Source organism: Nocardia sp. NPDC050412, assembly GCF_044458825.1.
GTDB lineage: Bacteria > Actinomycetota > Actinomycetes > Mycobacteriales > Mycobacteriaceae > Nocardia.
The window spans coordinates 61,098-82,974 of the sequence record NZ_JBITIJ010000019.1; the positions used below are offsets into that span (position 1 = coordinate 61,098).

20 protein-coding genes are annotated in these 21,877 nt (G+C 65.3%); 12 read left to right on the forward strand and 8 right to left on the reverse strand.

Translation table 11 applies throughout. From position 1 onward, the window contains the following. Positions 1-24: 24 nt before the first annotated feature. From ACIBI6_RS35820 to pdxH, 3 genes are all read right to left on the reverse strand, one after another. Positions 25-1,329, reverse strand: a complete 1,305-nt coding sequence (locus ACIBI6_RS35820) for a citrate synthase (RefSeq protein WP_364347145.1) — start codon at positions 1,327-1,329, stop codon at positions 25-27. A gap of 156 nt (positions 1,330-1,485) precedes the next feature. Continuing rightward, entirely contained in the window at positions 1,486-2,769 is a 1,284-nt protein-coding gene (locus tag ACIBI6_RS35825) for an MFS transporter (protein WP_364347143.1), read from the reverse strand. A gap of 115 nt (positions 2,770-2,884) precedes the next feature. After that, positions 2,885-3,625: a pyridoxamine 5'-phosphate oxidase gene (gene pdxH, locus ACIBI6_RS35830; protein ID WP_396959378.1), complete on the reverse strand. Its 741-nt coding sequence runs from the start codon at positions 3,623-3,625 to the stop codon at positions 2,885-2,887. A 190-nt stretch (positions 3,626-3,815) separates the two neighbouring features. On the opposite strand from pdxH, the gene ACIBI6_RS35835 reads away from it, so the two are divergent. The 4 genes from ACIBI6_RS35835 to ACIBI6_RS35850 all read left to right on the forward strand — a co-directional run bounded on the left by ACIBI6_RS35835 (position 3,816) and on the right by ACIBI6_RS35850 (position 9,555). Then, a complete protein-coding gene (locus tag ACIBI6_RS35835) occupies positions 3,816-4,964 on the forward strand; it encodes a citrate synthase 2 (RefSeq protein WP_364347139.1) in 1,149 nt (382 codons plus the stop codon). A gap of 134 nt (positions 4,965-5,098) precedes the next feature. Then, positions 5,099-5,959, forward strand: coding sequence for a polysaccharide deacetylase family protein (locus ACIBI6_RS35840; RefSeq protein ID WP_364347137.1), 861 nt, complete (start codon positions 5,099-5,101; stop codon positions 5,957-5,959). Between the two features lie 285 nt (positions 5,960-6,244). Next, positions 6,245-8,968, forward strand: a complete 2,724-nt coding sequence (locus ACIBI6_RS35845) for an ATP-binding protein (RefSeq protein ID WP_396959381.1) — start codon at positions 6,245-6,247, stop codon at positions 8,966-8,968. Then, complete coding sequence (locus tag ACIBI6_RS35850; RefSeq protein ID WP_364347133.1) at positions 8,965-9,555, forward strand: ATP/GTP-binding protein; 591 nt, start codon at positions 8,965-8,967, stop codon at positions 9,553-9,555. The genes ACIBI6_RS35845 and ACIBI6_RS35850 overlap by 4 nt, the downstream gene beginning before the upstream one ends. 32 nt (positions 9,556-9,587) lie before the next feature. Here ACIBI6_RS35850 and ACIBI6_RS35855 read toward each other — a convergent pair whose 3' ends face one another. Continuing rightward, positions 9,588-10,112, reverse strand: a complete 525-nt coding sequence (locus ACIBI6_RS35855; RefSeq protein ID WP_364347131.1) for a hypothetical protein — start codon at positions 10,110-10,112, stop codon at positions 9,588-9,590. A gap of 184 nt (positions 10,113-10,296) precedes the next feature. Here ACIBI6_RS35855 and serC point away from each other — a divergent pair, with 184 nt between their 5' ends. The 3 genes from serC (at position 10,297) to ACIBI6_RS35870 (ending at position 14,259) form a co-directional block, all read left to right on the forward strand. Continuing rightward, the gene (gene serC, locus ACIBI6_RS35860; RefSeq protein WP_364347129.1) at positions 10,297-11,421 is read left to right on the forward strand and encodes a phosphoserine transaminase; all 1,125 of its coding nucleotides are present in this window, start codon (positions 10,297-10,299) and stop codon (positions 11,419-11,421) included. 200 nt (positions 11,422-11,621) lie between these two features. Continuing rightward, positions 11,622-12,770, forward strand: a complete 1,149-nt coding sequence (sepH, locus tag ACIBI6_RS35865; protein ID WP_396959384.1) for a septation protein SepH — start codon at positions 11,622-11,624, stop codon at positions 12,768-12,770. A gap of 745 nt (positions 12,771-13,515) precedes the next feature. Continuing rightward, entirely contained in the window at positions 13,516-14,259 is a 744-nt protein-coding gene (locus ACIBI6_RS35870; RefSeq protein ID WP_364347124.1) for a DUF6928 family protein, read from the forward strand. A 262-nt stretch (positions 14,260-14,521) separates the two neighbouring features. Here the strand turns inward: ACIBI6_RS35870 and ACIBI6_RS35875 are convergent, their stop codons facing one another. Both ACIBI6_RS35875 and ACIBI6_RS35880 read right to left on the reverse strand, forming a co-directional pair. Next, entirely contained in the window at positions 14,522-14,833 is a 312-nt protein-coding gene (locus ACIBI6_RS35875; RefSeq protein ID WP_396959387.1) for a DUF2537 domain-containing protein, read from the reverse strand. A 13-nt stretch (positions 14,834-14,846) separates the two neighbouring features. Then, entirely contained in the window at positions 14,847-15,650 is an 804-nt protein-coding gene (locus ACIBI6_RS35880) for a TrmH family RNA methyltransferase (RefSeq protein ID WP_396959389.1), read from the reverse strand. Between the two features lie 176 nt (positions 15,651-15,826). On the opposite strand from ACIBI6_RS35880, the gene ACIBI6_RS35885 reads away from it, so the two are divergent. The 3 genes from ACIBI6_RS35885 to ACIBI6_RS35895 all read left to right on the forward strand — a co-directional run bounded on the left by ACIBI6_RS35885 (position 15,827) and on the right by ACIBI6_RS35895 (position 18,225). Beyond that, a complete protein-coding gene (locus tag ACIBI6_RS35885; RefSeq protein ID WP_364347118.1) occupies positions 15,827-17,032 on the forward strand; it encodes a GNAT family N-acetyltransferase in 1,206 nt (401 codons plus the stop codon). A 233-nt stretch (positions 17,033-17,265) separates the two neighbouring features. Then, on the forward strand, positions 17,266-17,682 hold the full coding sequence (locus ACIBI6_RS35890) for a nuclear transport factor 2 family protein (protein ID WP_396959392.1): 417 nt from the start codon (positions 17,266-17,268) through the stop codon (positions 17,680-17,682). Positions 17,683-17,796: 114 nt separating this feature from the next. Then, complete coding sequence (locus tag ACIBI6_RS35895) at positions 17,797-18,225, forward strand: YccF domain-containing protein (protein WP_396959394.1); 429 nt, start codon at positions 17,797-17,799, stop codon at positions 18,223-18,225. A 38-nt stretch (positions 18,226-18,263) separates the two neighbouring features. Here ACIBI6_RS35895 and ACIBI6_RS35900 read toward each other — a convergent pair whose 3' ends face one another. Further along, positions 18,264-18,701 carry a MarR family transcriptional regulator gene (locus tag ACIBI6_RS35900; RefSeq protein ID WP_364347112.1) on the reverse strand — a complete coding sequence of 146 codons (438 nt, stop codon included), beginning with the start codon at positions 18,699-18,701 and terminating at the stop codon, positions 18,264-18,266. A 63-nt stretch (positions 18,702-18,764) separates the two neighbouring features. Between ACIBI6_RS35900 and ACIBI6_RS35905 the strand changes: the two genes are divergently transcribed. Continuing rightward, a complete protein-coding gene (locus tag ACIBI6_RS35905) occupies positions 18,765-19,001 on the forward strand; it encodes a DUF2530 domain-containing protein (RefSeq protein ID WP_364347110.1) in 237 nt (78 codons plus the stop codon). Between the two features lie 4 nt (positions 19,002-19,005). On the opposite strand, the gene ACIBI6_RS35910 is transcribed toward ACIBI6_RS35905, so the two are convergent. Next, entirely contained in the window at positions 19,006-21,051 is a 2,046-nt protein-coding gene (locus tag ACIBI6_RS35910) for a neutral/alkaline ceramidase (protein WP_396959397.1), read from the reverse strand. 116 nt (positions 21,052-21,167) lie between these two features. On the opposite strand from ACIBI6_RS35910, the gene ACIBI6_RS35915 reads away from it, so the two are divergent. Further along, the gene (locus ACIBI6_RS35915; RefSeq protein WP_396959399.1) at positions 21,168-21,794 is read left to right on the forward strand and encodes a TetR/AcrR family transcriptional regulator; all 627 of its coding nucleotides are present in this window, start codon (positions 21,168-21,170) and stop codon (positions 21,792-21,794) included. Positions 21,795-21,877: the final 83 nt, after the last annotated feature.

The window sequence follows — 21,877 nt, forward strand, 5'->3', positions numbered from 1 at the left end:
AGGTGATGGTGGATTCGGTTGAAATTAGCGGCCGTCGATCTCGTGGTAATCACGGTGACCGTAACCGGTGTAGATCTGGCGCGGACGGCCGATCTTCAAAGGCTCACTGTGCATTTCCCGCCAGTGCGCGATCCAGCCCGGCAGCCGGCCCATGGCGAACAGCACGGTGAACATGCGGGTCGGGAAGCCCATGGCCTTGTAGATGACACCGGTGTAGAAGTCGACGTTCGGGTACAGCTGGCGCGAGATGAAGTACTCGTCGGTGAGCGCGGCCTCTTCGAGAGACTTTGCGATATCGAACAATTCGTCGTCGCCGCCGAGCTTGGACAGAATCGCGTCGGCATGCTTCTTGGCGATCGAGGCGCGCGGGTCGTAGTTGCGGTAGACGCGGTGTCCGAAGCCCATGAGCTTCACGCCGTCTTCCTTGTTCTTGACCTTGCGGATGAATTCCTTGACGTTGCCGCCCTCGGCCTTGATGCCGTCCAGCATCTCCAGCACCGCCTGGTTGGCGCCACCGTGCAGCGGGCCCCACAGCGCGTTGATGCCGCCGGAGACGGAGGTGAACAGGTTGGCGTCGGAGGAGCCGACCAGGCGCACGGTCGAGGTCGAGCAGTTCTGCTCGTGGTCGGCGTGCAGGATCAGCAGCATGTCGAGGGCGGCGGCGATCTCGGGGTCGACCTCGTAGGGTTCGGCCGGGAAGCCGAAGGTCATCCGCAGGAAGTTCTCCACCAGGCTCAGCGAGTTGTCCGGGTAGAGGAAGGGCTGGCCGACCGACTTCTTGTACGAGTAGGCCGCGATGGTGGGCAGCTTCGCCAGTAGTCGGATGGTCGACAGCTCGACCTGTTCGGGATCCTTCGGGTCCAGCGAGTCCTGGTAGTACGCCGAAAGCGCGTTCACCGCCGAGGACAGCACCGGCATCGGGTGCGCGTTGCGAGGGAAGCCGTCGAAGAACCGCTTGAGGTCCTCGTGCAGCAGGGTGTGGCGGCGGATCCGGTCGGTGAACTCGTCCAGCTGTGCCTGGGTCGGCAGCTCGCCGTAGATCAGCAGGTAGCTGACCTCGATGAAGGTCGAGGACTCGGCGAGCTGGTCGATCGGGTAGCCGCGGTAGCGCAGGATGCCCGCTTCGCCGTCGATGTAGGTGATCGCCGACTTGGTCGGCGCGGTGTTCATGAATCCGGGGTCGTAGGTCACGTACCCGGTGCTGGCCAGCATTTTGCCGAGATCGACGCCGTCATTGCCTTCTTTGGCTTCGGCGATCGTCATGGCATATTCGCCGCCGGGGTAGCTCAAAACCGGCTTGGCGTCGTTGATGTGGTCTTTTTCGGGCACGGAAGGATCCCTCTCAGGCTAGGACCGTCGGCATCGGGGTGCGGTCGGCACGGCGGTGCTCTCACGTAGACGCTAGTCGCTACTCGCGCGGCCCGAGAACGAGGGTGCCCACCGGCCGACCTCACAAACAACTTCTGCTCAGGTGAGGTTTATGACTCATCCCGGCACGGTCACCGACTGCGATCTGGCCACGCGATAGCGCACAAAGGCCGGGAACACGAGCGCAGCCAGCACCACCCCGATAACGACCAGCACACCGCCGCCCGCCGCGGCCACCGCCGTACCCAAGCTCGCTGCGGCAAAACCGTGGGCAACATCACCGATGCGCGGACCGCCCGCGACGATCACGATGAAGACCCCTTGCAGACGACCGCGCATCTCGTCGGTGGTGACCGTCTGCAACATGGCGATGCGCAGCGCGGCCGAAACCATATCGACCGCGCCGCCGAAGGCCGAGCAGGCCAATGCGATCCACAGTCCCGGCCCGACGCCGAGGCCGTGCCCGGTCCAGCCGACGGCCACACCGAAGCCGACCATCGCCAGCCCCCACAGCCCGATGCAAACCACCACCGCAAGCCCCTGGCGGCGCACATGCGAGATCCAACCGGAGAACACCCCACCCAGCACCGCCCCGACCGACATCGAGGCGAACAGCAGACCGAGCGCGACGCCGCCGCTTGCCGGATCGCCGAAAGTCTCATGCGCGATCTGCGGGTAGAGCGCCCGCGGCATGCCGAAGACCATGGCGATCACATCGACCACGAAGGAGGCCAGCAGGATGCGCTGCGTCGCCAGATAGGCGAAACCGTCCAGGACGGTGCGGAATCCGGCCTTTCGCGCGGTTCCGGTCGGTGGGATGGCAGGCAGCCGCCACACCGCCCAGATGGTGGCGAGCAGCGCGATCGCGTCGATCAGATACAGGGTCGACAGGCCGACAACGGGGATCAGCACACCCGCGAGCACGGGTCCGGCAATGGCGCCGGTCTGCTGCACGGTCATGCTTAGCGCACTGGCGGCGGCCAGATGTTCGGTGGGCAGCAGCCGCGGAATTGCGGCGCTGCGCGTCGGCTGATTCACCGCGAACAGCGCCTGCTGTACGGCGAAAAGGCCGAGCACAATCCAGACGCTCTCGAGTCCGGCCGCGGCCTGCACCCAGAAGGCGACTGCGGTCACGCCGGTGCCGCAGTTGGTGATGAGCATGAGTTTGCGCCGGTCCATCACATCGGCCAGCGCACCGCCCCACAGACCGAACACGATCAGCGGGACCAGGCCGAACAGTCCGGCCAGACCGACATAGCCGGAGCTGCCGGTGATCTCGAATATCTGCTGCGGCACGGCCACCACGGCCAACTGCGAACCGACGACGGTGACGATGTTGCTGGTCCACAGCCGTCGGAACTCGGGATAGCGCAGGGGGGTGGTGTCGGCGAGCAGTTTCACCGATCGCAGCGTAATGAGTCGGTCAGCAGCCCAACAATGTTGGGGTCTGACGATACAGATACAGCATCGCGGAGCGATTCGATGACGGGTGGTGGCCGGGTGACGGGTGGGCTTTCTAGGGTTGTAGTCGGTCGACCGTCATGACGTCGCCGCTGACCCGTACCCGGATCCGGTTGTGCAGCCGACCCCGGCGGCCCTGCCAGAACTCCACCTCGTCGGGGCGGATCAGATAGCCGCCCCAGTGCGGCGGCACCGGGATCTCGTCCACCTCGGCGAAGCGGGCCGTGCTCTCGGCCAGCGTGCGATCGAGTTCGGCGCGCGAGGCGATCGGCCGGGACTGGCGCGAGGCCCAGGCGCCCAACTGCGAATCGCGTGGCCGGGAACGCCAGTAAATGGCGGTTGTCTCGGCGGAAACCTGCTCGACCGGCCCGCGCACGTGCACCTGTCGACCCAGTGCGGGCCAGACGAAGGTCGCGGCGGCGAATGGGACACCAGCCAGCTGGTTGCCCTTGGCCGAGTCGTAATTCGTGTAAAAAGTCACACCTTCCGGCGAGAGGCCTTTACACAGCACCGTCCTGGCGACCGGACGCGGCCCGATATCGGTGAGTGCCACAGTCGCGACCACCATGGCATTCGGCTCGGCGATGCCGACCGCGGTGGCCTGTTCGATCCAGTGCCGAAGCAGCGGCTCCCAGCCGCCTGCCAGCCAGGTTTCGTCCAGATCGGTGTCCTCACCGCTGCCGAATGGCATGCCGCCGTAGTCGACTCGCATGGCGGCCAAATCGCTCGCCGGGAAAAGCACCCGATCGTTTGCGGCCATTTCCTGACCGAGAGATGAATTGTCCAGGTCACGCATGGGCCAGACGTTACTCCGCGGTAGCAGGGAGCTAAGGTTTTGTTGATCGGCATGTGCTCGGCGAGCCACACCCTCCTCGACGAGAACAGGCCTTTTCCAGCGACCTGCGAGCCAGTCGCTGCTGGTCCTTTCGAGCGACCTGCAGGCAGTCGCTACGGATAACGAACCGAAGTGCAAGGAGAGTCACAGAATGACTACCAGCCATGCGGTGCCCAGCGGGCAAACCGCCGTACCCCCTGATTTCGTCAGCGGCCTGGAAGGCGTGGTGGCATTCACCACCGATATCGCCGAACCCGATAAGGACGGCGGCGCGCTGCGTTATCGCGGCGTCGATATCCAGGACCTGGTCGGCTCGCGGGTGACCTTCGGCGATGTGTGGGCACTGCTGGTAGACGGTGAATTCGGTCGCGGCCTGCCGCCCGCGGAACCATTCCCGCTGCCGGTGCACACCGGTGACGTGCGCGTCGACGTGCAGGCCGGACTCGCCATGCTCGCCCCGATCTGGGGCTACCAGCCGCTGCTGGATATCGACGACGAGACCGCGCGGGAGAATCTGGCGCGCGCCTCGGTGATGGCGCTGTCCTATGTCGCGCAGTCCGCGCGCGGCATATACCAGCCCGCCGTGCCGCAGCAGAAGATCGACGAATGCACCACGGTGACCGAACGGTTCATGACCCGCTGGAAGGGCGATCCGGATCCGCGGCACACCGAGGCCATCGATGCCTACTGGGTTTCCGCGGCCGAGCACGGCATGAACGCCTCCACCTTCACCGCCCGGGTTATCGCCTCGACCGGCGCCGATGTCGCCGCGGCGCTGTCCGGTGCGATCGGCGCGATGTCGGGTCCGCTGCACGGCGGTGCGCCCGCTCGCGTGCTGCCGATGATCGAGGCCGTCGAAAAGTCCGGTGACGCACGCGCTTTGGTCAAGGGCATCCTGGACCGCAAGGAAAAGCTGATGGGCTTCGGCCACCGGGTCTACCGGGCCGAGGATCCGCGGGCGCGTGTGCTGCGCGCCACCGCGCAGCGCCTGAACGCCCCGCGCTTCGAGGTCGCCGCCGCGCTCGAGCAGGCCGCGCTCGCCGAACTGCGCGAGCGCCGTCCGGACCGCGCCATCGAGACCAATGTCGAATTCTGGGCGGCGGTCATCCTCGACTTCGCCGAGGTCCCGGCGCACATGATGCCCGCGATGTTCACCTGTGGCCGCACTGCCGGTTGGTGTGCCCACATCCTGGAGCAGAAGCAGCTGGGCAAGCTGGTCCGCCCGGCTGCCATCTACACCGGTCCCGGCCCGCGCCAGCCGCAGGACGTCGCCGGCTGGTCCACCATCGCGCACGTGTGATTCAAACCACAATTGAATAGCGCTTCCGCGAGCCGGATGTCGCGGTGGGTTCTCATGCCCACCACGGTGTCCGGCTCGCGTAGCATCCGGGGGAAGCTGTGAGAGAGAGTTAACGGGGAATGCTGGATAGGAATGTGTCGCGGCGGCGACTGATCGGATTCGGTGCCGCGGCTGCGGCTTTCGTCGCTGGTTGCAGTACCGATAAGAGCAATACGACTGGCGCGCAGTCGAGAACGACCACCGCCGCGAACGCCGTTGACGTGCAAGCCATTCCGAGATCTCCCTTGCAGCAGGTGCCCGCGGCCAACTCCCCCGCGGCGGTGGCCGCCCGGCACGCGGGTGCGCAACCGACCCAGTGGGGCATGAAGATGGACGGCATCACAAGCACTTTCGCGGCGACCGGCAAACAGATGGCGGTCACCTTCGACGCGTGCGGCGGCCCCGGCAACAACGATATCGATGAGACATTGCTGAATCTGCTCATCTCCCAGCAGATTCCGGCCACGCTCTTCCTCAATAAACGCTGGATCGACGCGAATCCCGATCGCGCCGTGCAATTGGCCGCCAATCCGCTGTTCGAGCTGGCCAATCACGGTGTGGCACATAAGCCGCTCTCGGTAACCGGCCGGGCCGCCTACGAAATCCCGGGCACCGGCTCGCCGCAGGAGGCCGTCGACGAGGTCTGGGCCAATCACGAGCGGCTCACCAAGCTGCTCGGCAAACCGCCGCGGTTCTTTCGCGCGGGTACCGCGCACTATGACGACGTCGCGGTCGCGATCGTCAACGAATTGGGTGAGCGGCCAGTCGGTTTCAGCATCAATGCAGATTACGGCGCCACCGCGAGCGCGGCACGGGTGCAGAATGCGATGAAAGCCGCCGCGCCCGGCACGATCTCGCTGGCGCATATGCACAGACCGAATTCCGGAACGGCCGCCGGGATGACCGCGGCGCTGCCCGCGCTGCGATCTGCGGGGTTCACCTTTGTCCATCTCTGAGCCCCGTTGCCGCCCGTAGTCGGGCTCGGCGCACCATCGTGCCGGTGAACCCCGGGGTGCAATTATTACGGTATGGAGTGCACGCCCCTGCGATCGCGCCAATAACGCGCAACCCTCGGCGGCAAGCCAGTATGGTACCGATGCTGACTGGTGTCCCGACGTCAGCCGACCGCCTGACGGTCGCTCGAAAAAACAAAGGTGAGACGGATTTCGGCCGTGCACCGGGCATTTCGCCAGCGCGAGATGACCGGATCGGCCGGATCCGAGCGGAAGGCGGTATGTAGGGTGGCGCAGGGAATCTTCGCGCACACTCGATGGCGGAATCTCGAGCAATGGCGAGTCCGCTGGAAAGTCGGCGCGGCCGTTGCGCTTCCACTGGCCGCGGCCATTTTGCTCGGCGGTCTGCGCCTGACGGTCTTCTTCCGCGATTACTCCGAATACGACAGTGCGGCCGATCGCATCTCCGATATTCCGGCGATCACCGCACTCGAATCGGCGGCCTCGACCGTCGCCGGTGGGCAGGTCTATGGCACCACCACCGACCAGGACCTGGTCGAATTGTCAACGGCTATTACCGAAGCCACGGTGCGCGCCGGACGCAAGGGCATCGACGCGTCGGTCGCCAGAGCGCTGAAGCAGATGACCGCGACCAGCGAGGTCATCCGCTCCGGCGGTAAGGGCGGCGGCGATCCGGTGAAGGCCATCGAGCTCAACAACGCGATCGTCGCCGATGCCATCGGCACCGTGGACAAATTGCTCACCCCGATCGGCGTCAGCTCGGTCGTTGCCGCGAAGGCGCAGCTCTCCGATGTGCTAGCTGGCAAGGTCGAGGGCTTCAACTGGCTGATGGCAGCCATATCGGCGATCCAACAGCCATCTCAGGCCGAGAGTTTTCAAACCGCGCAGGGACGCATCCTGGCCATGGGCGAAGCGATCGAACGGGTAATGCCCGCCGCCAAGCCCGACCTCGATCGGGTGGTGCGGCCGAATAACGCCGTGCTCAAGGACATGATCGATGTCGCGATGCGCACCCACGTCGTCGACCTGGTGGAGTTGCGGCGGCTGGCCATCGAATCCCGCGATGTCTTCACCGGATTGACGCGCCAGATCGTGCAGGGCGTTATCCATGATGTCGACGACAAGGTCGCCGAGTCCCGATCCGCGGCCGTGCAGGCCTCACTGGTCGTGCTCGGGACCGTGATCGCGGCGCTCGCACTCGCGCTGTGGGTCGCGCACTCGCTGCTGCAGCCGCTGCGCAGGCTGCGGGCGGGTGCCAGCGAACTTGCCGATAAGGACCTTCCGAGTGAGGTCGAGCGGATCATGCGCGGCGCCCAACTCGAGGACATCGAGGTGAAACCGGTGCCGGTGCACACCGGTGAGGAGATCGGCGAAATCGCCCGCACCGTAGACGGTTTGCACACTCAGGCACTCAAACTCGCCGCACAGCAGCAACTGCTGCGCGATCAGGTCAACGACATGTTCGAGACCATGGCGCGACGCAACCAGACGCTGGTGGATCGCCAGCTCAGCATGATCGAGGCGCTCGAATTCGAGGAGAAGGACCCCGAGCGACTCGGCCACCTCTTCCGGCTCGATCACCTGGCCGCGCGCATGCGGCGCAATAGCGCCAATCTGCTGGTGCTGGCCGGAACGCGGTCACGGCACGACCGGTCCGGACCGGTCGAGGTGCGCGATATTCTGCGCGCTGCGGTCTCCGAGGTCGAGGACTATCAGCGGGTCAAATCCGGTGCCACACCCGATGGTTGGGTCGCGGGCATCGCGGCTACCGATGTGGTGCATCTGATCGCAGAGATGTTGGAGAACGCGCTGCGGGCGTCACCGCCCGATAGCGATGTCACCTTCGCCTACAGCCGGACCTCCGAGGGCGGCCTGCTCATCGAGGTCGTCGATGAGGGCATCGGCATCGTGGCCAACGAACTGAACGAGATCAACGAGCGGTTGGCGGTGCCGACCGTGGTCACCGTCGCGACGACGCGGCAGATGGGCATGTTCGTCGTCGGCAAACTCGCCGAGCGCCACGGCATCACGGTTCGGCTGCGCCGGACCCACGATCGTGCGCTCAGCCCGGGAATCACCGCGAGCCTGCACATTCCGCCGGCGCTGATCGAGGTGCCGTCGCAGGATTCGCAGGATCCGGCGACGCTGAAGCCGTTGATTCCGGTGCATCGGGACACGCTCGGTACCAGGGCGAAGGCCGAGGCCGGCGAGGGTCTTGCCAAGGCGAAGGCCGAGGCAGGCGCGGATGTTGCCAAGCCCGCGGCCAAGGCGGTCGCGGCCAAGGCCGAGCCTGCGGCACGTCGGATCGGTGCGCCGCTGTCAGCGGCACCCAAGCCCGCCGAACCGGAGGCCGATGCCCCCGCGGCACCGCCGGTGATCACCAGTTATGGTCTGCCGAAACGGGTTCCGGGAGTCAATCGCAAGGGGCGTCGCAAAGCGGGCGGGGCCGCCGCGAAGCCTGCGAGCACAACCGCGGTGTCCGCAGCGCCGACGCCGTCGGCTAGCGTGGCCGATTCGGGTTCCCCGACCGGTCCGCAGGATCGGGTGACCAAGACGACCTCGTTCTTCCAATCCGAAGAAGCGGATTCGCCGGAATCCCCGTCGAACGGATCCGCGCAGCCCACCAAGGGGGAAGCGGCGACGCCGATTTTCGCCGGCATGATGTCGGCGTGGTTGGCTGATCCGACTACAGGGGAGCTACCGGTTTTGGACAATTGGCATTCGGCGGCGGATGAAGGCTGGTCCGCGGCACAGCGGGCGGCGGATGCCACGATCACGGAAAGGACAACGTCCGGGCTACCGAAACGAGATCCAGGGAATCAGTTGGTGCCGGGTGGGGCCGAGTCGGGGTCGGCGGCAACGGAATCTGCGGCGAGCACGCGCCGCGACCCGGAAGCGATCCGCACAGGATTGAACCGGTATCAGCGGGGGGTACGTGACGGAAGAGCCACTGGTAAGTTGAAACCCCTTGCAGCCGAGGATGTTCGATGACCGCACCTGAACAAGCACCACCCGAAACCACGTCCCGCGCGGTCTCGGCGAAAATCGTGATAGCCGGCGAGATGGGGGTCGGCAAAACTACGCTGGTCGGCGCGGTTTCGGATATCGTTCCGCTGAAAACCGAAGCGCTGATGACCGATCTGAGCTCCGAAATCGACGACACTTCAGGGGTCCCGGATAAGACCACCACCACGGTGGCCATGGATTTCGGCCGGATCACTCTGAACGACGATCTGGTGTTGTACCTGTTCGGTACTCCGGGCCAGCACCGGTTCTGGTTCATGTGGGACGACCTGAGCCTCGGTGCGATCGGCGCCATCCTGCTGGTCGACACCCGTCGGGTGGACGAAAGTTTCGCCGCGGTCGACTATTTCGAAGAACTCGGACTACCGTTCCTGGTCGCGGTCAACGAATTCGAAGGTGCCCCCAAGTTTCCCGAGGAGGCCATCCGCGATGCCCTCTCGCTATCGGCCGACGTTCCGGTGATGATGATCGACGCAAGGGATCGAGAATCCGCCAAGACCGCGCTCATCGCACTCACCGGACACGCACTGGCCCGCGTGAAAGCCAAGAGTTAGCGAAATGGCGGCTCGAACATCGAGCCGCCTCGCTAATCCTCGCCGAGGGAGGCAAGCCAGTCGACCGCGACGGATTCGCCGCGGTCGACTGTGAAGAAGGCCACCTCGAGGTGTTGGCCGAGATCGACGAGGCCGATCGCGGCCAGCGGTATCGGTTGGATCAGGCGCACGCGCCAGGGTTTCACCTCGTCCCAGGCGCGCAGTTCGAGATCCAGTCGCAGCACCGGGTCGTCGCGCCCGGCGTAGTCGGCGGCGACCGGTGCGGCGGCGAGCACGGTGGCATCGGCGCGGCGGCCGTCGGCGAGGATCTTCGAAATGCTCGCCCGGCCGGTCTCGGCGATATCGGGCACGTAGAGCACCACGCGGTCGCGATCGCCCGGATCGACCCGGCAGCCGACCACATCACCGGGCTGCATCCACTCCAGGTCGTCCTCGCGCATCCGCTGCCGCACCCGGGCCTCGTATGGCAGCGCGCCTTCTACCTGCACTCGAACCCAGAAAACGTGTCCGGGTTCGCTGCGTCGCGGACGCACACCGAGGATGGTCGCCGTGCCCATCACGCCGTGAATGAGCAATTCGCGCCGCTGCGAATTCGATAACGCACCCGCGCGCAATCCAAAGTTCCGCGGCCCCCTGCTACGTGCTCGCCACCCGGAGTTAGCCGACGCAAGGTTCATAGGCGATAACGTTAGCCGGAGTGTGGTCAGAGTCACAGCATTACCACCGTCTACCCTGTTGGCCATGACCGCTGAGTTCCCGATCATTCCCGACGATCTCAAGCCCGCCGACGGACGGTTCGGCTGTGGCCCCTCCAAGGTGCGCCCGGAGCAGTTGCAGTCTCTGGTATCCGTCGGCGCCTCAGTGTTCGGAACCAGTCACCGGCAGAAGCCGGTCAAGGATGTGGTCGCGCGCGTGCGCGGCGGCCTGCGCGAACTTTTCGCGCTGCCCGACGACTACGAAGTGGTGCTCGGCAACGGTGGCACCACGGCGTTCTGGGATGCCGCCGCCTTCGGCCTGATCCGCGAGCGCTCGCTGCACCTGACCAATGGCGAGTTCAGCTCGAAGTTCGCCGCGGTGGCCAAGGGCAACCCGTTCATCGGCGATCCGATCGTGGTCTCGGCGGAGCCGGGCAGTGCGCCCGAGCCGGTTTCGGACCCGTCGGCAGACCTCATCGGGTGGGCGCACAACGAAACCTCCACCGGTGTTTCGATCCCGGTGCAGCGTCCGGCGGGTTCGGAGAACGCGCTGATCGCCATCGATGCCACCTCCGGCGCGGGCGGTCTGCCGGTCAACATCACCGATGCCGACGTCTACTACTTCGCGCCGCAGAAGTGCTTTGCCTCCGACGGCGGCCTGTGGGTCGCGCTGATGAGCCCGGCCGCGCTGGCCCGGGTCGAGGAGATCAAGGCCTCGGGTCGCTGGACTCCGGACTTCCTTTCGCTGCCGATCGCGATCGACAACAGCACCAAGGACCAGACCTACAACACCCCCGCACTCGGCACCCTGCTGCTGTTCGCCGACCAGATCGAGTGGATCAACGGCAACGGCGGGCTGGACTGGGCGGTCAAGCGGACGCTGGATTCCTCGTCGCGGCTGTACTCCTGGGCCGAGTCGAGCTCCTTCGCCACCCCGTACGTCGCCGATCCGGCGCACCGCTCACAGGTCGTGGGCACCATCGACTTCGCCGACTCGGTCGATGCGGCCGCCGTCGCCAAGGTGCTGCGCGCCAATGGAATCGTGGACACCGAGCCCTACCGCAAGCTCGGCCGCAACCAGCTGCGCGTCGGCATGTTCCCCGCCATCGACCCCGAGGATGTTTCGCAGCTGACGCGTAGCATCGACTGGGTTGTCGAAAAGCTGGGGTAAATCGAGCTCGGTTATTGCGACACGCCCACTTTCGACACGCTGTTTCTTGTAGCGCTGCGAGTTGAATAGAGCAGATTAGCGGGGCGCGGAGGGTCTTTCGCAGATTTCCGCCCCGCGTGTCTTGCCTCGAGATCATCAGTAGTGCACTACTGTTTCGGAAAGTGGGCGGTGTCGCGAGCCGACGCGATAAGGAGGTAACGGTGCGTGAACTTCGAGTGATCGGGGTGACGCCCGACTCCACGCACATCGTGTGCATCGACACCGAGACCGGCACCAAGTACCGGCTGCCCGCCGACGACAAGCTTCGAGCCGCGGCACGCGGAGACCTTGCCCGATTCGGCCAGATTGAGATCGAGATGGAAGCAACTATGCGTCCCCGCGATATTCAAGCTCGTATCCGTGCCGGGGCATCCGTTGAACAGGTCACCGAAGAATCCGGTATGCCGCTGAGTCGCGTGGAGCGATTCGCCTATCCGGTGCTGCTGGAACGGGCCCGCGCCGCCGAACTCGCGCAGAAGGCGCATCCGGTGCGCGCCGACGGTCCGGCCGTGGAAATCCTGATCGATATCGTCACCGCCGCGTTCACCGAGCGCGGGCACACGCTCGAGAATGCCGAGTGGGATGCCTGGAAGGACGAAAAGGGCTTCTGGGTCGCGCAATTGCAATGGCAGAACGGCCGTTCCGAGATCGCGGCGCATTGGCGCTACCAGCCCGACGCGCACGGCGGCTCGGTTTCCCCGCTCGACGATCCGGCCTCGGATCTGATCGATCCCGACTTCGGCCGTGCCCTGCGCGGGCTCGCCACCATCCTGCCGCCGCAGGCGGAGATCGAGGCGCCGGCGGCGCCCGAACCGCCGGTAGAGACCCAGTCGGTGGAAACTCGTCCGGCCGAGGCGCGTCCAGCCCGCGAGGCCGCAGCGGCACCCGCACGTCCGGCTGCCCGGACCCAGCCGACGTTGGACGAGTACTACGAGCAGCGTTCCGTCGTGGCCGGTGGTAGCAATACGCCGGTCAGCGCCGGTGGTGCGGCGGCCGCGATCCCGGCCGCCGCGAGCACGAATGCCATTCCGGCCGCGAGCGGTTCCGCTTCGGTCACCGCGGGGACGAATACGGCTCCCGCCGCCGGTGGCGCTCCGGCTGCTGCGGGCACCGCCCCGGCCGCGCCCGCCGCTGTCCCGGCCGCGCCCGCCGCTACCCCAGCCAAGGCTTCGAAGCCTGCCGCTAAGCCCGCTGCTTCGGACGAAGCGGCGAAGAAGGTGCCCGCGAAGGCGGCTCGGACCAAGCGGGGGAAGGCGCCGATGCCGTCTTGGGAGGATGTGTTGCTCGGGGTGCGTAGCTCAGGGCACTGAGTTTCATTCCCACGCTGGGGTTTCGGGGTGTTTGCCGAAGTCTCGGTGCGAGGCCTCCGGAGCCGGATACCGGGCGTCGGCCATTTTGAGAGCGGTCAGGGCGTAGTCGGCAAATCCAGGAACAGTTGGGTCCGCACATCTGGCGGCGATAAGTACGTCGGATATAGCCCACTTCGGGCTGCCGGGTTCAGGCACCCGATTTTCAGGCACACCCCGTCTTCAGGCACATCCCGTCTTCAGGCACAGCGGCCGAGGAGAACATCGGCCCGAACGCCTCCGCCGTCTGCTACGACACCACCGCGCTGACGCGGGACCCGGACAAGCCCGACGATCCGCGCAACGGCTTGAACTGTGGCGCGATCACCTGATCAAGATCAGGTGGAGCTGATGGCGGGGGGCTTCTCGCTCGGGTTCAAGGGGTGATTGCAACAGCACCGTCGAGTTGATCGGAGGGGTTGTTGGATGGAAGTCGTTGGGGCCGAGCCGGGTGGTGGTGCGATAGGTGCCACCTGATCTTGATTCCGGTCGCGCGGGGGATTGGTCGCTGCGAATTTCTTGGGGCTGCGGGCGTGTTCGAATGCGGAAGGGGGGACGTCGGCACGGCAGTGCGGGTAGATTTTCGGTGTGTCGACAACTTGATAAGTCGACGTCGGGTGGTTCACGGTAGCGGGAGTTGCTAGAGGACGCCGTGGGTTGCTCAGAGTTTGCGGAGCTGGTTTGGTGCAACCATCGGGAGGTGCCGGAAATGCTGTCCAAGGCTTCGTCTATCTGGTACGTCGACGCACAGGATCCGTTGGCGGTACTCCGCGCGAACCACGACCCGGATCCCGAAGCCGCGCTCGCACTGGCGAAACAGCTGCACACGGACCGCGATGTCATGCCGATCATGGTCGGCACGCTGGGCGGTTGCGCCGGACCGGATGCCGACGAGGTGTACATCGGCTGCTATCCCGGGGTCACGGTGATGTGCTCGGCACAGGCCGCGCGGGCGCATCCGACAGCGCTGCCGGAGTTGCTGGTTCGCCCACTCGCCTCGGAGCACACCTATCTGATCTCGTTCGACGCGCATCACGGCTGGGGCGCATTCGCCCATTGGGAGCGTGGCGAATTCCGGCGCTCGTTCAGCTCCACGCGGGTGAACATCCTGGAAGACGACGGCCTTCCGCTGGTGTGGGAACGTTCGTTTTGGGCCGGTGACCATCCGGTGCGGTGGCAGGCGGGCGAACTGCCCGACCCGCAGACCCTCCCCTTCGACCCACCCGATTTCGCCGACGCCGCCAATAACGAATGGCTCGGGTTCACCTACCGCGCCGCCACCCCCGAAGGTGCGCTGGTACCAGGCGATATCGCGGTATGTGGATTCACCCTCTACCCCAAGGGCCAAGCGCCCGACCCCGCCGACCTGATCCCGCTGGCAGAGCAGAACGGCGACGCGAAACCGAGACGAGGTCTGCTCCACTGGCTGCGCGGCAAGGATCGCGTCTCGTGAGCGAACGTCAGCGAGTGAACCATCAGCCCAGCGCGCTGCGGCACGCGACGGAGCCCGAGCGCCCGCGAGGCGAAGTCGTGAGCGGGGTCGACGAGTACTGCTAGTGCCTAGTCCTAGATAGCTTGCCGCGCCACCCGCTCCGGCTGTTCGCCGAGCGTAGTGATGTGGCGGTCGATGCGGCGTGGGCGACCACCATTCGACTGCGTTCGATGGAACTCTCCGAACCAAGGCTCGATACGGCAGGAGCTATCTGAACGCGGCACTAGCTCGACAGGCCGCCGATGATCAGGACCAGCCAGCCGAGCAACACGCCGGCCACGCCCCCACCGATTACCCAGCGGGTCACGGGGGCGAGGCGCCAGCGCCAGGCCGTGGGAGCGGCGCCGCCGACCGCGACGAGGTTGACCAGGATCGCGAGCAGCGGATGCACTTCCGCCAGTGCCGATCCGAAGGCGTACACCGCGACGGCCGTCAGCAGCGCGACCATGGTCGCGACGGTGAGTCCAGCGGCCCACGGTGTCGGATCCTGGTCCGGCTGATAGGGCCGGTACGCCCCGTTCGGGAAGTAACTCACGACAGGATCCCCCTCATGACGTCCTCACCCGCTCATAGAACGCCATGGCGGCCGCGGTCGCCACATTGAGCGAATCGGTGCCTGGTGACATCGGGATGCGGGCACGAATATCGGTGGCCCGCATGGCTTCCTCGGTCAATCCGGGCCCCTCCGCGCCGAGCAGCAGCGCCACCCGCTCCCCGGTCATCGCCGTAGCCAAATTCACCGCAGCCGGGTTCGGGGTGAGCGCGATGATCTGGAACCCGTTGCTCCGCAACACATCCAGCCCCTCGGGCCATTTCGGCAGTTGCGCGAACGGCACCCGCAGCACATGCCCCATCGACACTCGCACCGCGCGCCGATACAGCGGATCGGCGCACCGATCGCCGAACAAAATCGCTTCGACGCCGAGTCCGGCCGCATTCCGGAACATCGAGCCGAGATTCTCGTGATCGTTCACGCCCTCCAACACCGCGACCGTGCGGGCCCGCTCGATGACGTCGTGCACGCTCAATTCCGCGGGCCTGCGCGCCACCGCGAGCACCCCGCGATTGAGATGGAATCCGACCACCTCCGCCATCACCTCGGCGCTCGCCCGGTAGAACGGCACGTCGATCCGCGCCAGCTCTTGCGCGAGTTCGGCCCGCCGCTTCTCCACCCCGAGCAACGCACTCGGCCGAAACCGCGAACCCAACATCCGCTGGACGACCACCACCCCCTCCGCGATCACCAACCCCTTGCGCCCCGGCAGATCCGGCCGCCGATCCGCCGACTTCAGATCGCGAAAGTCATCGACCCGCGGATCAGCGGGATCGTCGATATCGATCACATCAGCCACCGCTACATCCTGCCGTCCCCCGACGCTTCCCCGGACACCGGTGGCCTTTCCTGACGCAGACCTTCGTGCACGGACATCGGCGAGTTACGTGGCGAGTCGGTGTGTGAGGTGTACGGAGCGTCTGCGACAGTGGAAATTCGAGTGCGGGCGGAATGGGGGCGTGCGATCGTCGAAGGATGACGCTGATACCCGGCATCACCATTCGGTCGGCCACCGACGATGACGTGGCGGACATTCAATTGCTCGGCGATACCGCATTCGGGATGCGCAGCGAACCGGAATATGCGCAATTGCGGGCGCAGGTCTTTCCGACCGAGGAAGCGATCGTCGCCATCGACGCGGGGCGTGTCGTCGGGCATGCCAGGTCCACTCGGATGACACTGACGGTGCCCGGGGAGCGCACGGTCGAGGCCTGCGGGATCGCCGGGGTCGCGGTTGCGCCGACGCACCGACGGCGCGGAATTCTGCGGGCTATCTACACCGAGCAGCATCGGCGCACCGAGGCCGCTGGGCTCCCGTTGACCATCTTCACCGCGAGTCAGGGCGCCATCTACGGCCGGTTCGGCTACGGGCCGACAATTCGGCAGAACGCGGTCTCGATCGATCGGCGGTTCATCGAATTCCTGCCGTCCGCACCCAACCCTGGTGGTGTGGTGCTCAGCACCATGGCCGATGCGGGCGAGGCGGTGCGGGCGATCTACGACCGGTGGCGGCGCTTGGTGCCCGGTGCGCAGGCACGACCCGAAGCCCGCTGGCAGATGGACCTCGCCGATTCGCCCGCGTTCCGCGACGGCGGCACCGAGCTCTTCGCATTCCTGCACCCGGACGGTTATGTGCTGTATCGCTATCACCGCCGCGAACAAGGCAAGTCAGCGGTGGTCGAGGAGATGCGCGCGGTGACCCCGGAAGCGCAAATCGCGTTGTGGCGGGCGCTATTCGGGTTGGAGCTGTGCAGTCACGTCGAGGCGGCGATCACCGATAACGATCCGCTCCCGTATCTGCTCACTGATCACCGACTGGTGCGTACGAAGGCGCGCTTCGACGATTTGTGGTTGCGGCTCATGGATGTTCCCGCCGCCCTGACTGCTCGCTCATACCTGCGCGACCTCGATGTCGTTTTCGCAGTGCAGGATCCGTTCCGCAACGCGGGCGGCACCTTCGCACTCACGGTGCGCGACGGCATTGCCGAATGCACACCGACCACCCGACCACCCGACTTCGAACTCGGCATCGACGTCCTGGCCTCTATGTACCTCGGCGTGTACCCGGCGCGGGTCTTCGCTGCCGCCAATCGCCTGCAAGCCAAGGACGCGGTGCAACTACGCAACCTCGATGAGGCATTCGGCGCGGAGCGAGATGCGGTGCTCGGCTGGTTCTTCTGAGCGTGACTGCCGGTCCGAACTCGTCGAGCGCAGCCAGGATGCGGTAGCCCACTTCGCCGAAGCGGTCGGACGCCGACCAGTGCGCGTGCGCTGCCAACGGGGTGAGCAGCCGACGGCTTCAACGTCAGGCGTGCGGTGTGATCCACGACATCACCAGACTTCATTGGCGCAACCAACAAAACCTCGTATAGTTGGCGATGCCAATGTTGGCAATACCAATGAAAGAGGATGTCATGTCCACGTCCACGGACACTCTGATCGCCGACCGCATCGAAATCGCCGACTTGTTCACTCGCTTCGCCCGCCTGCTCGACGAGGTGCGATATGAGGATGTCGACACTGTCTTCACCGACGATGTGGCGGTCCACTCGCCGCGAATCCAAGTCCGAGGCATCGACAAGGTCGCCGACTTCATTCGACAGTCTCAGGTCGAGGGTGAGCTCGCTCAGCACACGACCACCGATCTGCTGGTGAATGTCGACGGCGACCAGGCCGCGGCCTCAGCGAACTCGCTCGTGTACTACTACCGCGACGGCAAACCCCCGCACCAAACCGGCGGGCTCCGACTGGCCGGCACGGCAGCGCGGACCTCGGCGGGCTGGCGACTCCGCGAGGTACGGATCATGCTCGCCTGGATGCGCAAGGATTGATCTCTGGCCGCACGTACCGCCATGGCCACCGCTGCTGCCGATCGGGGATATCCCTGAGTCCACCTCGTACTCCGGAGTGATGTCCGATGCGAGGTGGCCTGGCATGCTTGATTCATGAAGCCGATTCAGCTGGTGCTCAATATCCTATGGCTCGTATTTGTCGGGTTCTGGATGGCGCTCGGCTACATCCTGGCGGGCATCATCTGCTGCATTCTGATCATCACGATCCCCTGGGGTATCGCCTCGTTCCGGATCGCGACCTATGTGCTCTGGCCATTCGGACGCACCACGGTCGAAAAGCCTTCCGCGGGTGTCGGATCGATGATCGGCAACATCATCTGGTTCATCGTCGCCGGTTGGTGGCTGGCGCTGGGCCACTTGTTCACCAGCATCCCGCTGTTCATCTCGATCATCGGCATCCCCTTCGGCTGGGCGAACCTCAAACTCATCCCGATCTCGCTGTTCACCCTCGGTCGCGAAATCGTGGACAGCGACCAACCATTCGGCGCCCAATACGCCCGCGGCGGCTACGTACCTCGCTAGCAACCAGGGCCCGGGACGGGACGGTTACTCCGAGTCAGTTACTCCGAGTCGTCGACGAGTTGCTTCATGATGCCGACGGCGCGGGTCAGCACGACCAGTTGCTCGTCGGTGAGGGTCGAGAGCTGTTCGGTCATCCAGGCTTCGCGGGCGCTGGTTTCATCGGCGATCAGTGCGCGGCCCGCATCCGAGAGCGAGACAATGATCTGGCGGCCATCGGTCGGATGCGGCTTGCGCTCCACCAATTCCAGATCGGTGAGTGAGGCGATCACGCGCGTCATCGATGGTGGCTGTACGCGCTCCTTGGCGGCCAACGCACCCGGCGTCATCGCCCCTTCCCGGTGCAGGGTGGCGAGTGCGGAGAGCTGCGTCAGCGAGATCTGCGCGTCGGCGCGCCGCCCCCGCAGATGTCGCGTCAAGCGCACCACCGCGAGCGACAGCTCACCCGCGAGAGCTCGAACATCCGATGGCGTTGTCACAGAGCAGAACGATACGGGACACGCTGGCCGGTGATCGCCTGTTCCCGCAGCTACCCTGTGACTGTGACCCAGAATGTCCCGCAGATCCCGCCGCGCTTCACCGATCCACGGCCGGTACTCGCGGTCGGCAGCGCCCTCTGGCTGATCGCCACAATCGTCGTGTGGACCAGCGACCGCTGGGAATCCGCCCGCCCGCTGTGTCTGATGGGGCTGGCCGTCGGCCTGCTCGGCTACACGATCTTCGCGATCCAGCGCCGGGGCGCCCGCCGCGGCGACAAAGGCGCACAGACCGGACTTTGACCGCTCAGCTCACTTCGAACTCGTCGGTGGTGCCGGTGAAGGGGTGCAGGGTGCCATCGGAGCTCAGACTGTCGGCGAAATGCTGCATGCGGTAGGTGCCGGGGGTGGCGTCCGAGGGGATGTCCCAGGTGAAGCGGGCCACGGATTCGGCAAGTCCGCGCTTGCTCCAGTAGAAGCGGACGGCCCATTCGCCCTCATTGGCGACGCGGATCCAGTCGCCGGATGCGTTGCGGCGCTGCACTTCCAGGAAGGTGCCGTTGCGGCGGGGGTTGTGTTTGGGGTGGGCGGAGACGAATTCGGCGGCGGCCTGGGCGCCGGGCGCGCACGAGACGGCAGGCTGGATCAGGACATCACCGAAGCCATGGCCCAACGGTGTGGCATCGGGACCGGCGGCGGGTTGGAAGTTCGGCTGCAGATTGGATATATCGCGTGGAGCCGGTCCGCGCGGGACTTGCCCGCGGGCGGCGAAAGCCGTTGCCAGACGTGTGAACTCCTGCTGGTAGGCGGGCAATGTGTAGCGGCCGAAGAGGGTTGAGCCGCCCTCGTACTGCTGGGAATCGTATTCCTCCGGAGTGGTGACGTATTCGTGGTACGCGTTCGCGTAGCCCTGCATCAACACCTGCTCCAGCGGCACACCGAGCGCGGCGGCAACAGCCCGACGGATGCGCAATCCGGCGACAACGGTGAATTCACCACCGCCGCAGGCCAAGTACAGCTCACCGATCCGAACGATCTGGATCGGCACCACATTCGGCACCCACGAGACCGGCGGCAACAACCCGAGCGGCACGACGATCACCTTGGGCGCCTGCGCGTCCGCGAGCCAGGACGGTGCGGGCTGGCGCGGATCGCCGAGTGCATCGACGAACGGGTTACGCACACCTTCCGGGATCGGGAGACCCGGCAGACCCGGACCGTCCTCGACGCTGCCCGCGATGAGCGAGACACCCGCGGCGGCGGGCGCGGTGTGGCGCGGCTGGCCGTCGGGCGTGAATCTGCCGTCGACGGCGGTATCGGCCAGGTCGATATAACAGAGCATCGAATCGACCGGACCGCTGATGGACTGTGCACTCGATAATGCGGTTTTCGATGCGTGGTACTGGCGCTCGCCGAGGATGCGGGTGTTGTCGAACTCGTTCTCAGTGGGGCCCGAACCGGGTCGCAGATCGAGATTCGGGGACATATCGCCCGCGTTGGTCTGCGCGAATGCGGCGATGAAATCGGCCGGACCATCGAGATAGCGCACCCCGTGCTCGGTGTGTTCATAGGAGAACGAGGCGTAGCCCTTGTTATCCGCGCTGATCAGTCGATTCTGGTTGGTCATCGAGGTGTTGTGGGTGGCAAACCAGGTGATGGCGCCGACTTGTTTGCCGCCCTTGACGAATGACAGCGCGGTGACCGCCGGGTCGATGGCATTCGGGAAGTGCTGTTTATCCACATCCGGATTGCGTTCGAAGGCGACTCGCGATCGGTTGACACTTGCGTCGTGCAGTTCGGCGCGACCCAGCGAAAGCGTGCCCGGTCCGAGATCCGCATGCGCGGCGGCGATAGCCTCCACAATGCCGTTCACTTCGGCGTCGTATACCTGCTGTTGAAAACCTAGAATCGACAGGTTGTACGCGTAATCGTTGCTGGAGCCGCCACAGGTCGCATGCGAATGCGTCGAGGTGAGCACGACGTTCTGTTCGGTGTACAGATCACCGAAGCGGCGCGCGAGTTCGAGCATGACGCCGCGATGCACCGACTGGAAAATCATGCCGTTCTCCGCTACCGCGAACACGATTCGGCGCGCGCCACTGTCGATGATGAATGCGCGAGCACGCGGGCGCAGATGGATGCCCGCCGTCTGCTGCTCGAACTGTGAATAGCCCATCATTCCGCATTCGGCGGCCGGGCCGGTGATATCGGAAAGACCGAGTCCAATTAGGTAGCCACCTGATTCGGGGGCCGGTGCGCCGAGTGCCGCGGTCACTCCTGGCACCGTGGCCACCGCGAACGCGGCCGATCCCGCCGCGGTTCGAGCCAGCACCGTTCTGCGTGACACCGGCATACGCGTCTCCCTTCGATCCCGTGTTGAAGCGAACCACACAACTGGACAATCGTCCAGTCGAGATTTTTCGGCCCTGCGAATTGACTGTGGCGGAGTTGCGGACTTAACTCGCTTGGGTGTCCTCCCGATTGAGCGTCGAAGAACGACGGGCCCACCTTATCGAGGCAGCCATCGGCCTTGCCGAGAAAAAGGGCGTCGCGGGCGTGACCACGCGCGATGTCGCTCAGGCAGCCGGTGTTTCACTCGGTGTGGTGCATTACTGTTTCGAAAACAAGGATGCGCTGATGACCGAGCTGGTCAAGGCGTTGTCGATGGAATTACGCGATTCCGTCGACGCCAACGAAACAGTTTGGCAAGACGTCGGAAGTGGAAAAGAAGCGCTTCAAAAATTGGTGCGCGCTGGACTCGAACTGATGTGGCTCAACATTGAAGCCACACCGGAACGACAACTACTCACCTACGAAACCACGACATATGCGCTACGCGAAGGAGAATCGACTCCCGCGAAACTCGCGATCGCGCGCGAACAGTACGCATTCAACGACACCACCGTCGCCGACATCCTCGACCATGCGCGCGATGCCACCGGTTGCCGATGGTCCGTGCCGGTGCCGACGCTGAGCCGCTTCACCTTGAATGTGATCGACGGTGTCGTGTTGCGCTGGTTGGTCGACGACGACAGCGAAAGTGTGCGCGGGCAACTCGATCTGCTCAGCGAGATGGTTGCGAACTACGCGGTGTAGGGGGCATGTGCACGGATGCTGGATGATTCGCACGCCATGTCGGGATCCTCGGTAGGCACATAGGTGGGATCCCCTGCAAGGGC

Bases quoted from the DNA above. Each gene is read 5' to 3' on its own strand.
- pdxH (WP_396959378.1), bottom strand. From the start codon at position 3,625: ATGCGTGACCTGGACAATTCATCTCTCGGTCAGGAAATGGCCGCAAAC.
- ACIBI6_RS35835 (WP_364347139.1), top strand. From the start codon at position 3,816: ATGACTACCAGCCATGCGGTGCCCAGCGGGCAAACCGCCGTACCCCCT.
- ACIBI6_RS35850 (WP_364347133.1), top strand. From the start codon at position 8,965: ATGACCGCACCTGAACAAGCACCACCCGAAACCACGTCCCGCGCGGTC.
- ACIBI6_RS35855 (WP_364347131.1), bottom strand. From the start codon at position 10,112: ATGGGCACGGCGACCATCCTCGGTGTGCGTCCGCGACGCAGCGAACCC.
- serC (WP_364347129.1), top strand. From the start codon at position 10,297: ATGACCGCTGAGTTCCCGATCATTCCCGACGATCTCAAGCCCGCCGAC.
- ACIBI6_RS35870 (WP_364347124.1), top strand. From the start codon at position 13,516: ATGCTGTCCAAGGCTTCGTCTATCTGGTACGTCGACGCACAGGATCCG.
- ACIBI6_RS35885 (WP_364347118.1), top strand. From the start codon at position 15,827: ATGACGCTGATACCCGGCATCACCATTCGGTCGGCCACCGACGATGAC.
- ACIBI6_RS35890 (WP_396959392.1), top strand. From the start codon at position 17,266: ATGTCCACGTCCACGGACACTCTGATCGCCGACCGCATCGAAATCGCC.
- ACIBI6_RS35895 (WP_396959394.1), top strand. From the start codon at position 17,797: ATGAAGCCGATTCAGCTGGTGCTCAATATCCTATGGCTCGTATTTGTC.
- ACIBI6_RS35910 (WP_396959397.1), bottom strand. From the start codon at position 21,051: ATGCCGGTGTCACGCAGAACGGTGCTGGCTCGAACCGCGGCGGGATCG.